Annotated in this window: 6 protein-coding genes; 2 read left to right on the forward strand and 4 right to left on the reverse strand. The window is 72.5% G+C overall.

Annotation, left to right across the window (positions count from 1 at the left end; genetic code table 11):
* Positions 1–51: 51 nt before the first annotated feature.
* The 4 genes from glgB to ACI79Y_RS01565 form a co-directional block, all read right to left on the reverse strand.
* Positions 52–3,168: a 1,4-alpha-glucan branching protein GlgB gene (gene glgB / locus ACI79Y_RS01550; protein WP_457156798.1), complete on the reverse strand. Its 3,117-nt coding sequence runs from the start codon at positions 3,166–3,168 to the stop codon at positions 52–54.
* Between the two features lie 55 nt (positions 3,169–3,223).
* Entirely contained in the window at positions 3,224–4,594 is a 1,371-nt protein-coding gene (locus ACI79Y_RS01555) for a maltokinase N-terminal cap-like domain-containing protein (protein WP_457156799.1), read from the reverse strand.
* On the reverse strand, positions 4,594–6,456 hold the full coding sequence (gene treS / locus ACI79Y_RS01560) for a maltose alpha-D-glucosyltransferase (RefSeq protein WP_457156800.1): 1,863 nt from the start codon (positions 6,454–6,456) through the stop codon (positions 4,594–4,596). Before treS ends, ACI79Y_RS01555 begins: the two co-directional genes overlap by 1 nt.
* Before the next feature lie 101 nt (positions 6,457–6,557).
* Positions 6,558–8,570: an alpha-1,4-glucan--maltose-1-phosphate maltosyltransferase gene (locus tag ACI79Y_RS01565; protein ID WP_457156801.1), complete on the reverse strand. Its 2,013-nt coding sequence runs from the start codon at positions 8,568–8,570 to the stop codon at positions 6,558–6,560.
* Between the two features lie 195 nt (positions 8,571–8,765).
* On the opposite strand from ACI79Y_RS01565, the gene glgP reads away from it, so the two are divergent.
* Both glgP and ACI79Y_RS01575 read left to right on the forward strand, forming a co-directional pair.
* A complete protein-coding gene (gene glgP / locus ACI79Y_RS01570; protein ID WP_457156802.1) occupies positions 8,766–11,315 on the forward strand; it encodes an alpha-glucan family phosphorylase in 2,550 nt (849 codons plus the stop codon).
* A 269-nt stretch (positions 11,316–11,584) separates the two neighbouring features.
* Complete coding sequence (locus ACI79Y_RS01575; protein ID WP_457156803.1) at positions 11,585–12,553, forward strand: FHA domain-containing protein; 969 nt, start codon at positions 11,585–11,587, stop codon at positions 12,551–12,553.
* The last annotated feature ends 8 nt before the right edge of the window (positions 12,554–12,561 follow it).

Genomic DNA, 12,561 nt, shown 5'->3' on the forward strand with positions numbered 1-12,561 from the left:
GCGGGACGGCGGAGGTGGCGACGGCCCCGCGGAGCCGTCGCCACCTCCGGATCACTCCTGGGGGCCGGCCTGCGCCGGCTCCAGCCCGGTGCCCGGACCCTCGGCGGCGCCGGAGGCCTCGGCGGCGGCGATCTGCGCCTGGTCGGCCGGGACGCCGGAGTCGGGCAGCTCGGGCTCGGGACCCTCGTGCACGAGCCACACGGTGGCCAGCGGCGGGGCGGTGAGCGTCGCCGACCACGGCTGCCCGTGCCAGGCCTCGGCCACGGCGTCGACGCCGCCGAGGTTGCCCACCCCGGAGCCGCCGTAGCCCTCCGAGTCGGTGTTGACCAGCTCGCGCCAGCGGCCACCCCGCGGCAGCCCGACCCGGTACTCGTGGTGCGGGGTGCCGGAGAAGTTGGCGACGCAGGCCAGCACCTGGCCGTCCTTGCCGTAGCGCAGGAAGGTCAGCGTGTTGCCGCCGGCGTCGTTGGCGTCGATCCACTGGAAGCCGGCCGGGTCGACGTCCTGGGACCACAGCGCCTCGGTCTCCTTGTAGACCGTGTTGAGGTCGCGGACGAGGTCCAGCACGCCGCGGTGCGCCGGGTCGTCGAGGTGCCACCAGTCCAGCGAGCGGCTCTCCGCCCACTCCGAGAGCTGGCCGAACTCCGAGCCCATGAACAGCAGCTGCTTGCCCGGGTGGGCCCACATGTAGCCCAGGTAGGCGCGCAGGTTGGCCAGCTGCTGCCACCGGTCCCCGGGCATCTTCCGCAGCAGCGATCCCTTGCCGTACACGACCTCGTCGTGGCTGATCGGCAGGACGTAGTTCTCCGAGAACGCGTAGACCAGGGAGAACGTCAGCTGGCCGTGGTGGTAGCTGCGGTACACCGGCTGGTTGGCCATGTAGCCCAACGAGTCGTGCATCCAGCCCATGTTCCACTTGAAGCCGAAGCCCAGGCCGCCGAGGTAGGTGGGCCGGGTGACGCCCGGCCAGGCGGTCGACTCCTCGGCGATCGTCACGACGCCGGGCACCTCGCGGTACACGGTCGCGTTCATCTCCTGCAGGAACGAGACCGCGTCCAGGTTCTCCCGGCCGCCGTACTGGTTGGGCGTCCACTCGCCGTCGTTGCGGGAGTAGTCCAGGTAGAGCATCGAGGCGACGGCGTCGACCCGGATGCCGTCGATGTGGAACTCCTGGGCCCAGAACAGCGCGTTGGCGACCAGGAAGTTGCGCACCTCGGGCCGGCCGAAGTCGAAGACGTAGGTGCCCCAGTCCGGCTGCTCGCCGCGGCGCGGGTCGGCGTGCTCGTACAGCGCGGTGCCGTCGAAGCGGGCCAGTGCCCACTCGTCCTTCGGGAAGTGCGCGGGCACCCAGTCGACGATGACGCCGATGCCGGCCTGGTGCGCGCGGTCGATCAGGTAGCGCAGGTCGTCCGGGCTGCCGAAGCGCGAGGTGGGGGCGTAGTAGGAGGTGACCTGGTAGCCCCACGAACCACCGAAGGGGTGCTCGGCCAGCGGCATGAACTCCAGGTGGGTGAACCCGGCGTCCTTGACGTAGGCGACGAGCTCGTCGGCCATCTCGCGGTAGGAGAGGCCCTGGCGCCACGAGCCGGCGTGCACCTCGTAGACGCTCATCGGCCGCTCGTGCCACTTGCCCTCGGCGCGCTGGGCCAGCCAGTCGCTGTCGCCCCACTCGTGCGTGGACTCGGTGACCACGGAGGCGTTCGACGGCGGCACCTCGGTGGCGAACGCCATCGGGTCGCTCTTCACCCGCCACTGCCCGTCGGCGCCGAGCACGTGGTAGCGGTAGCGGGTGCCCACCTGCACGCCCGGGACGAAGACCTCCCAGACCCCCGAGGAGCCCAGCGACCGCATCGGGTAGGCGCGCGCCTCCCAGTAGTCGAAGTCACCGGTGACCTTCACGCCGCGGGCGTTCGGCGCCCAGACGGCGAAGGAGACGCCGTCGACGGGGCCGCCGGGGGTCTCGTAGTGCCGGACGTGCGCACCGAGCACGGTCCACAGCTTCTCGTGGCGGCCCTCGCGCAGCAGGTGCTGGTCGAGCTGGCCCAGCGTGGGCAGCCAGCGGTACGGGTCGTCGACGGTGTAGGTGTCGGTGCCGCCCTGCCCGTTGGGGTAGACGACCTCGATCCGGTAGTCACCGGGCTGCTGGGGCAGGCGGGCCTCGTAGATGCCACCGCCGTGCAGCTGGTGCGCCTCGTACCGGGTGCCGTCCTGGTCGACGACCACCACGGCCACGGCGTCCGGCCGCAGCGTGCGCACCGCCCAGCCCTCGGGCAGCCGGTGCGCACCGAGCACGCCGTGCGGATCGTAGGACCAGCCCTCGACGACGGCGCGCAGCTCCTCCCCGGTCACCTCCCGGCCGGCCGGGGTGGCGTCCGCGGGCACCGAGGTGCTCACCGGGGTCTGCCCGTCGGGCAGCGCCGCCACCAGCTCGGCGGCGGCCGGCTCCGGGGCCTCGCCGGGGGCGGGGGGCAGGTCGGTGACCTCACCGACCACCAGGTCGGCGGTGGCCGTGTCGGCCGTGGTGGGCTCGGGCGCCGGTCCATCGGTCGGCGGCGCCGGGGACTCGGCCGCGGGGGCCTCCGCGTCGACGGTGTCGGGCGCGGGTTCCGCACCCGGTTCCGAGGCGGTCTCGGCCGGGGAGTCGCCGCCGGTCCCGGCGTGCTCGCCGTCCTCGGGTGCCTGCGGGGTGCTCGGCTCGGCCGGGTCGGGGCTGGGCGCCTCGGGCTGCGGGGCCGGGGGTGCGCTCGGGTCGCCGGGCTCGGCGATCGGTGCGGGGGCGACGACCGGGGCAGCGGTCACCTTCTTGGCGGCGGCCTTCCGGGTGCGCTTGGCCGGGGCGGCGTCGCCGTCAGCGGCCGCGCCCTCGACAGACGGGGTCGCCTTCTTCGTCGTCCGCTTGGCGGCCTTCTTGGCCGGCGCCGCCTCGTCGGCGGGCTCGGTCTGCTCACCGGCGCCGCCGGCTGCGGCAGCCGTCCTCTTGGCCGGGGCCTTCTTCGCCGGGGCCTTCTTGGCGGCGGCCTTCCGCGTGGCCTTCTTCGCCGGCTGGGCGGTGTCGCTCGCGGCGGCCTCCTGGACGGCGGCCGTCTTCTCCTCGACCCGGCGCATCAGCTCGTCCTTGCCGGCCGGCTCTGCGTCGGGGGAGTGGCCCTGCGTGTCCTCGGTGCTCATCGGTGTCTCCAGGTGCTACTCGGTGGTCCGTGGTCGTCGGGGCCTGCCATCGGCGTCACTCGCCGGAGGTCAGCCGGGACAACGAGCTGAGCGGGATCATCAACCAGTGCGGCCGGTTCCGCGCCTCGTAGACGCACTCGTAGACCGCCTTGTCCGCCTCGAAGGCACGCAGCAGGGCCGAGTCGGTGGACAGCTGCACGCCGCCGGCAGCGGAGTAGCCCGCGCAGAAGGCGGCCCGGTTGCGCTCGGCCCACTCCTGGGCGCGGTAGGCCCGCTGCGGGTCGTCGGGCTGCTCGACCAGCATGTGCCGGGCCGCGTAGTCGAAGCTGCGCAGCATCCCGGCGACGTCGCGCAGCGGGGTGTCCAGCTCACGGCGGGCGGCCAGCGGCCGCGCCGGCTCACCCTCGAAGTCCAGGACGATCCAGCCGCTGGTGGTGCGCAGCACCTGGCCCAGGTGCAGGTCGCCGTGCACCCGCTGGCGGGTGACCGGCTCCTCGGTCCCGGCCACCGCGGCGTACAGCCCGCGCAGCCCGTCGGCGTGCTCGGCCAGGTCCGGGACGACGGCCAGCGCCGCCTCCAGCCGCTGGGTCATCTGGTCGGCCAGCGTGCGGTACCAGTCCCGGTCGGCCGGCTCGGTGGGCAGCACTCGGGCGAGGTCGGCGTGCACCGAGGCGGTCGCCTCGCCCAGCCGCTCGCTCTCCCCGGCGAAGTCCCCGCCCACCTCGTCGGCGTGCAGGTCGCCCTCGGCGTAGAGGTCACGGACGCTGGAGGTGGCCAGCCGCCAGCCGTCGCTGGCGTTCGGGACGAACGTCTGCAGCATCGCGACGGTGGCCGGCTCGTCGCCGGGGGCGCCGTCGATCTCGATGTGCCCCAGCAGCCCGGCGATGTGCGGGTTCTCCGCCCGGCGCAGCGCGTCGTGGATCTCCACGTCCGGGTTCAGCCCGGGCTCCAGCCGGCGGAACAGCTTGAGGATCGCCGACTCGCCGTAGACGAGCGAGGTGTTGCTCTGCTCGGTGGAGATGATGTCGCCGGGCAGCCCCTCCGGGATGTGCGCGACCCCCGCCGGGTGGAAGTGCATGGGACCCACGGTGGAGGCGGCCACCAGGTGGGTCAGCCAGGGGATGGTGGCGTCCCGGTCGCGCATCGCGTCGTAGGCGTAGTTCTCCGTGCCGTTGGCGCCGGGGACCGCGCCGATGAAGGCGCCGGACAGCTCCTCGGTCGGCGACTCGCGCCAGGACAGCGGGACCAGGTAGGTGTCGGTCGCGCCGTCGGTGTAGGTCACCTGCACCCGGTGGACGGAGAGGACCGGGTCGGACTGGTCGAGGAAGAACCCCTCGTCGCTGACCTCGGCCCACTCACGGCCCTTGCCGCCGAACCAGCGTTGTCCCGGCATCCAGCCGGCCAGCAGGTCGGTCACTGCGGTCATCAGGCTTCTCCCTCAGGGTCCGTGGTCGTCGGGGCCTCGCCGCCGAGACCCCCGCTGCCCGCCGGGGCGCCCTCGGAGACGAGACCGGAGTCCAGCAGGGACTGCGCGACGTTGCTGCTCGTCGTGCTCTCCCAGTCCTCCTCGTCCTCGGGTGTCGTGTCGACGGGCTTCTGCAGCTCGAACCAGTAGAAGCCGTGACCGCCCAGGGTCAGCATGTAGGGCAGCACCCCGATCTGGGGGAACTGCACGCGCCCGGTCAGCTCGACCGGGGTGTAGCCCTCGAAGCGCCGCAGGTCCAGCTCCACCGGCTGCGGGAACCGGGACAGGTTGTTCACGCAGAGCACGATGTCGTCGCCGAACTCGCGCACGAACGACAGCACGGTCGGGTTGCGGGAGCCGATCTCGGTGAAGCTGCCGACGCCGAACGTCGGGTGCTGCTTGCGGACGGCGATCAGCGTGCGGGTCCAGTGCAGCAGCGAGTTCGAGTTGCGCAGCTGGGCCTCCACGTTGGTGACCTGGTAGCCGTACACTGGGTCGGCGACCAGCGGGAGGTGCATGCGCTGCGGGTCGGCGGTGGAGAAGCCGCCGTTGCGGTCCGGCGTCCACTGCATCGGGGTGCGGACGGCGTCGCGGTCACCGAGCCAGATGTTGTCGCCCATGCCGATCTCGTCGCCGTAGTACAGGACCGGGGAGCCCGGAAGCGACAGCAGCAGCGCGGTGAACAGCTCGAGGGTGTCGATGTCGTTGTCCAGCAGCGGGGCCAGCCGCCGGCGGATGCCGATGTTGGCCTTCATGCGGGGATCCTTGGCGTACTCGTCCCACATGTAGTCGCGCTCCTCGTCGGTGACCATCTCCAGGGTCAGCTCGTCGTGGTTGCGCAGGAAGATGCCCCACTGGCAGTTCTCCGGGATGCCCGGCGTCTGCGCCATGATCTCCGAGATCGGGAAGCGCTGCTCCCGGCGTACGCCCATGAACAGACGCGGCATGACCGGGAAGTGGAAGGCCATCTGGCACTCGTCGCCGTTCTCGCCGAAGTACTCGACGACGTCGGCCGGCCACTGGTTCGCCTCGCACAGCAGCACCCGGTCGGGGTACTCGGCGTCGACGACCTTGCGCAGCTTCTTGAGGAACTCGTGGGTGCGGGGGAGGTTCTCGCAGTTGGTCCCCTCCTCCTCGAACAGGTAGGGGACGGCGTCCAGCCGGAACCCGTCGACGCCGAGGTCCAGCCAGAACCGCAGGGCGTCGATGATCGCCTCCTGGACCTTCGGGTTCTCGAAGTTCAGGTCGGGCTGGTGGCTGAAGAACCGGTGCCAGAAGTACTGCTTGCGCACCGGGTCGAACGTCCAGTTGGAGCTCTCGGTGTCGACGAAGATGATCCGCGCGTCGGCGTAGCCGGTGTCGTCGTCGGCCCACACGTAGAAGTCGCCGTAGGGACCCTCGGGGTCGCTGCGGCTGGCCTGGAACCAGGGGTGCTGGTCCGAGGTGTGGTTCATGACGAAGTCGATGATCATCCGCATCCCACGCGAGTGGGCGGCCTCGATCAGCTCCTTGAAGTCCTCGATGTCGCCGAACTCCGGCAGCACCGCGGTGTAGTCGCTGACGTCGTAGCCGCCGTCGCGCAGGGGGGAGGAGAAGAACGGCGGCAGCCAGAGGCAGTCGACGCCGAGCCACTGCAGGTAGTCGAGCTTGCCGATCATGCCGCGCAGGTCGCCGATGCCGTCGGCGTTGCTGTCGGCGAAGCCGCGGACCAGCACCTCGTAGAAGACGGCGCGCTTGAACCACTCGGGATCGCTCCCCGGGGCGGGGAGCGTCGACTGCTCGCCCGCGCCGGGGGTCGACTGGGCGGGGACGGGGAGGGTCATGGAACTCGGTCCTCGTTCGTTCTCGGGGGTGCTGGGCGGTGCGACGGCGCCGGCCGCGGCAGGTCCGGCGCCGTCGCGGGTGAGGACGGTCGGGAGACCCGTCAGGGGGTCAGTGGGTCCACCGGTGCGGACAGGGTGCGGTGCACGGTGAACACGTGGGCCGGTTCCCGGTAGGGGTCCAGCTCGACGTAGTTGTGCTGGCCCCAGTCGTAGTGCGCGCCGGTGAGCTCGTCGGTGACGGAGAACCGGTCGGACCAGTCCAGCCCCAGGGCCGGCATGTCCAGTGACGTGGTGCCGATCTGGGTGTAGCTGCTGTTCAGCGAGACCACCACGAGCACCGCGTCGTCCGAGCCGGGGTCGGTCTTGGAGAAGCAGAGCAGGTTCTCGTTGTCGATGTGGTGGAACCGCAGCGTGCGCAGCTGCTGCAGCGCCGGGTGCGCCCGGCGGACCTCGTTGAGCCGGCGCAGGTAGGGCGCCAGTGTGCGGCCGCTGGCCTCGGCGCCGGCCCAGTCGCGGGGACGCAGCTGGAACTTCTCGGTGTCCAGGTACTCCTCGCTGCCCGGGCGCAGGCCGACGTGCTCGAACAGCTCGTAGCCGGAGTAGACGCCCCAGGTGGGGCTCATCATCGACGCCAGCACGGCCCGGATCTTGAACATCGGCGGCCCGCCGACCTGCAGGGTCTCGTGCAGGATGTCCGGGGTGTTCACGAAGAAGTTCGGCCGCATGTAGTGCGAGTTGGCGGCCAGCTCGCGGCCGTACTCCTCCAGCTCCCACTTCTCCGTGCGCCAGGTGAAGTAGGTGTAGCTCTGGGTGAAGCCCAGCCGGGCGAGCTGGTGCATCATCGCCGGCCGGGTGAACGCCTCGGCGAGGAACAGCACGTCCGGGTCGGTCTTCTTGACCTCCCAGATGAGCCAGTGCCAGAAGTTCAGCGGCTTGGTGTGCGGGTTGTCGACCCGGAACACCCGCACCCCGGCGTCCATCCAGTGCCGCACCACCCGCAGCACCTCGGCGTAGATCCCCGCGGGGTCGTTGTCGAAGTTGATCGGGTAGATGTCCTGGTACTTCTTCGGCGGGTTCTCCGCGTAGGCGATCGTGCCGTCGGGCTTGGTGGTGAACCACTCCGGGTGCTCGCGCACCCAGGGGTGGTCCGGCGCCGCCTGCAGGGCGAGGTCGAGCGCGACCTCCATGCCCAGCTCGCGGGTGCGGCCGACGAAGGCCTTGAAGTCGTCGAGGGTGCCCAGCTGGGGGTGGACGGCGTCGTGCCCGCCCTCGTCGCTGCCGATCGCCCACGGAGAGCCGACGTCGTCCGGGGTCGCGACCAGGGTGTTGTTCTTGCCCTTGCGGTTGACCTTGCCGATCGGGTGGATCGGTGGCAGGTAGACGACGTCGAAGCCCATGTCGGCGATCGCCGGCAGCCGCTCGGCGGCCTGGGCGAACGTGCCGTGCGTGGGCTGGCCGCCGACGACCGGGCCCTCCGAGCGCGGGAAGAACTCGTACCAGGAGCCGTAGAGCGCCCGCGGGCGGTCGACCCACAGCTCGTACTCCCGGGTCGGGGTGACCAGCCGGCGCACGGGGTGCTCGTACAGGAACTGCTGCAGCGCCGGCGCGAACGCCGGGGCGATCCGGGCGGTGAGCTCACGGCCCTCGTCGCGGAGCGCCCCGACGGCGTCGTACAGCGCGGGGCGGTTCTCCTCGGGAGCGGCCGCGGCCACCTCCTCGAGCAGCCGGGCGCCGGACTCGAGGTCGTTGGCGAGCTCGTCGGCGCCCTGGCCGGCCTCGACCTTGACCTCCACGTCGTGGTGCCAGGTGCTCAGCGGGTCGTCCCAGGCCTCGACCCGGTAGGTCCACAGACCCTCCCGGTCGGGGACGACCGTGGCGGCCCACCGGTCGGGCTCGGGCCCGAACTCCCGCATCCGGGTCAGGGAGGGCGTCCCCGCGGTGCCGTCCGGGGGCGTGAGCACCACGGTGGCGGCCACGGCGTCGTGGCCCTCGCGGAAGACGGTGGCGGTGATCGGCAGGTGCTCGCCGACCACGGCGCGGGTCGAGAACGACCCGCACGACACGACGGGGGCGACATCGGTGATGCCGAGGCGGAGGTCAGCGCGGCCAGTCATCGCGGCAACGCTATCCAGATCCGCGCTGGTGGGCACTTCGGAGTGGTCTCGCCTCCGCCAGGAGAGGGAGGTGGGCTGCCTCCCCGGACCCCTGCCCCGCCCGCGTGCGTGGCCCCGGGCCGGGTGCCCGGTGGACGGGAGACCGGAGGTCGCTCGACCCGGTGCGGAGCTGCCGCCGCCGCTACTGTCGAACCCGTGCGAGCCCTTCGTCGACTGACCGTCCGAGCCTCGCTGCCCGAGGCGCTCCTCCCGCTGTCCCAGCTGGTGACGAACCTGCGCTGGTCCTGGCACCCGGAGACCCGTGACCTGTTCGAGGCGCTGGACCCCGAGCTGTGGGAGAGCTGTGGCGGCGACCCGGTGAAGGTCCTCGGTGAGGTGTCCGCCGAGCGGCTGGCCACGCTGGCCGCCGACCCGGCGTTCCTGCAGCGGTTGCAGACCGTCGCCGACGACCTCCGCGAGTACCTCGACGCCCCACACTGGTACCAGTCGCTGGGTGAGGACGCACCGGCGACGATCGCCTACTTCTCCGCCGAGTTCGGCATCACCGAGGTGCTGCCGCAGTACTCCGGTGGCCTGGGCATCCTCGCCGGTGACCACCTCAAGGCCGCCTCCGACCTCGGCGTCCCGCTGATCGGCGTCGGGCTGCTCTACCGGTCCGGGTACTTCTCCCAGGGCCTGTCCGCCGACGGCTGGCAGCTGGAGCACTACCCGGCGCTGGACCCGCACGGCCTGCCGCTGAAGCTGCTCCGGGACGCCGACCGCAACGCGGTGGTGGTCGCCGTGCCGCTGCCCGAGGGGCGCACGCTGTACGCGCACGTCTACCGCGCCCAGGTCGGCCGGGTGTCGCTGCTGCTGCTCGACAGCGACATCGAGGAGAACAGCCCGGCCGAGCGCGGGGTCACCGACCGGCTCTACGGCGGCGGCGAGGACCACCGGCTGCGGCAGGAGATGCTGCTGGGCATCGGTGGTGTCCGGGCGCTGCGCGCCTTCTGCTCGCTCACCGGCACCCCGCCGCCGGAGGTGTTCCACGCCAACGAGGGGCACGCCGGCTTCCAGGGCGTCGAGCGGATCCGCGAGCTCACCGAGTCCCACGGCCTGTCCTTCGCCGAGGCGCTGCAGGCGGTGCGCGGCGGCACGGTCTTCACCACCCACACCCCGGTGCCCGCGGGGATCGACCGCTTCCCCAAGGCGCTCATCGAGCGGTACTTCGCCGGGTTCGGCGTCCCGGTCGACCAGCTGCTGCCGCTGGGCGCCGAGGATGACCCGAGCAAGTTCAACATGGCCCACATGGGGCTGCGGCTGGGGCAGCGGGCCAACGGGGTCAGCCAGCTGCACGGCCACGTCAGCCGGGACATGTTCGGGCCGCTGTGGCCGGGCTTCGACCCCGACGACGTCCCGATCGGGTCGATCACCAACGGGGTGCACGCCCCGACCTGGACCGCTCGCGAGCTGCTGGAGCTCGGCACCCAGACCACCAGCCAGGGGGATCCGCTCGAGGTCGACGGCGACGTGCACTTCGACGGCGTCGACCGCATCCCCGCCGCCGAGCTCTGGAACACGCGCCGGCTGCTGCGGAGCCGGCTGGTCGAGGAGGTGCGCCGCCGGGTGCGGGCCACCGCGCGGTCCCGCGGTGCGGCGGAGGCCGAGCTGGACTGGACGGAGACCGTGTTCGACCCCGACGTGCTGACCATCGGCTTCGCCCGCCGGGTGCCCTCGTACAAGCGGCTGACGCTCATGCTGCGCGACCCCGGTCGGCTCAAGGCGCTGCTGATGGACGACGAGCGGCCGGTCCAGCTGGTCATCGCCGGCAAGAGCCACCCGGCCGACGACGGTGGCAAGCAGCTGATCCAGCAGATGGTGAAGTTCGCCGACGACCCGGACATCCGGCACCGGATCGCCTTCCTGCCCAACTACGACATCGGCATGGCCCGTCACCTGTACTGGGGTTGCGACGTCTGGCTGAACAACCCGTTGCGGCCGCTGGAGGCCTGCGGCACGTCGGGGATGAAGTCCGCGCTCAACGGCGGGCTCAACCTCTCCATCCGCGACGGGTGGTGGGACGAGTGGTTCGACGGCCAGAACGGCTGGGCGATCCCGACCGCCGACGGTGTCGAGGACCCGGAGCGGCGGGACGACGTCGAGGCGCAGGCCATCTACGACCTCCTCGACCGGCAGGTCCTGCCGCGCTTCTACGAGGTCGACGGCGAGGGCATCCCGGGCCGCTGGGTGGAGATGGTCCGCGACACGCTGCGGGAGACCGGCCCGAAGGTGCTCGCCACCCGGATGGTGCGGGACTACGTGCAGCGGCTCTACGTTCCGGCGGCCGGCGCCGCCCGTGCGATGGCCGCCGAGGGCTACGCGCCGGCCCGCGCCGAGGCGGCCTGGCGGGCCCGGATGCTGGAGCACTGGCCCGGGGTGCGGGTGGCCCACGTGGAGGCGACCGGCGTGGGGGAGACCCCGGAGATCGGCGGGGGCATCGACCTGCGGGCCGAGGTCGAGCTGCCGGGGCTCACCCCGTCCGACGTGCTGGTGGAGGCGGCCTACGGGCGGGTGGACGACGCCGACGGGCTGCACGAGGTCACCACGCTGGAGCTGCGGCACGACGGTGCGGAGGGTTCGCGGCACTGGTTCGCCGGAACCGTGCCGCTGGAGCGCACCGGCGCCTTCGGCTACACGGTCCGGGTGCTGCCGCACTCGGAGCTGCTGGCCACGCCGGCCGAGCTGGGGGTCGTGGTCAACGCCTGAGGAAGGACCCGCTCGCGTCACCCCTCGCCAGCTCGGGGTGAGCCGCTGAGCGGGGCCGGGGCCGTTCCCTTACGTCACCTGCTCGGGGCAGGGCCTCGGCAGCGGGCTCACGGCTGACTGCTCACAGTCATCGTGCCGTAGCGGAACGTGGCGGTCTCGGTGGTGAGGATGTGACCGTTGGTACGTGCCGGGCAGAACGGGCCGAGATCACGGCGCGGCACGCGGTGGCGGGCGGTCGGATGTGCGGGTCCGTCGTTAGGGTGGCCTCCATGCCCGACCGCTGTGAGGTGCTCCCCGGAGACTCTGTCGTCGCCCGCCGCGGCGGCGGCCTGCTGTGGGTCGACGCCCCCGGCTCACCGGCGCTGGTCGCCGCGCTGCACGCCTGTCTCGGCGTCAGCGGCCCCGGCGCCGACCGTGTGCTCGCGGCCGTCGCCGGACAGGTGAACCGGCTCTCCGACGGCCCCGTCTCCTTCGCCCTGGTCCTCGCCGACACCACCGACGGCGCCGGCTCCGGCGCCGCGCTCTGGTCGGGGAAGGGTCAGCCGGCCGTCGACGGGGTGCCGGTCTCCGGCTCGGCCGCCGACGGGTGCACCCTGGCCTCGGGCTTCGCCCTCGGGCAGACGCTGTACGTCGGCCCCGGGCAGCAGGCCGCGGCCATGCCGCCGGGGGTCGCGCTCGACCTCGTCGAGGGCACCGTTCCCGGCTCCGGTGCGCTGCTGCAGCTGGCCGCCGCCGTGCCGCCCGCGGTCGCCGTGCCGCGGTCTGCCGGGCTGCCCAGCGAGTCGCCCTTCACCGCGAGCACCGACGGGGGTTTCAGCGGCGCCGGGCGGGCCGCCTCCGCGGCGGCCGCCCCGTCGGGTGAGCAGACCGCCTTCTGGCGTCCGGAGCCCCCGGCGGCCCCGGTGCTCCGCTTCGACGACGGCATGGTCGTCACCGTCGACGAGGACCTGGTGCTCGGGCGCCGTCCCGACGGACACGACCTGGTCACCAGCGGATCGGCGCGCCCGGTGCCGATCGCCGACACGCAGAACGTGCTGTCCTCCGCGCACGCCGCCATCCAGCGCTCCGGCCGCGAGGTGTCGCTGATCGACCTGGGCTCGCTCAACGGCACCCACGTCGCCGGCCCCGAGGCGACCGAGTGGACGCAGCTCGAGCCGGGGGTCCCGCACGTCCTGGCCGACGGCGACCGCCTGCTGCTGGGCTGGACGGTCATCACCTTCGAGCAGGCCGCCGAGTAGGACCGTTG

The sequence above is a fragment of the Modestobacter sp. SYSU DS0875 genome (assembly GCF_054050915.1).

Coding starts and splice junctions, on each gene's coding strand:
- ACI79Y_RS01565 (WP_457156801.1), bottom strand. CDS start 8,570: ATGACTGGCCGCGCTGACCTCCGCCTCGGCATCACCGATGTCGCCCCC.
- ACI79Y_RS01575 (WP_457156803.1), top strand. CDS start 11,585: ATGCCCGACCGCTGTGAGGTGCTCCCCGGAGACTCTGTCGTCGCCCGC.
- glgB (WP_457156798.1), bottom strand. CDS start 3,168: ATGAGCACCGAGGACACGCAGGGCCACTCCCCCGACGCAGAGCCGGCC.
- ACI79Y_RS01555 (WP_457156799.1), bottom strand. CDS start 4,594: ATGACCGCAGTGACCGACCTGCTGGCCGGCTGGATGCCGGGACAACGC.
- treS (WP_457156800.1), bottom strand. CDS start 6,456: ATGACCCTCCCCGTCCCCGCCCAGTCGACCCCCGGCGCGGGCGAGCAG.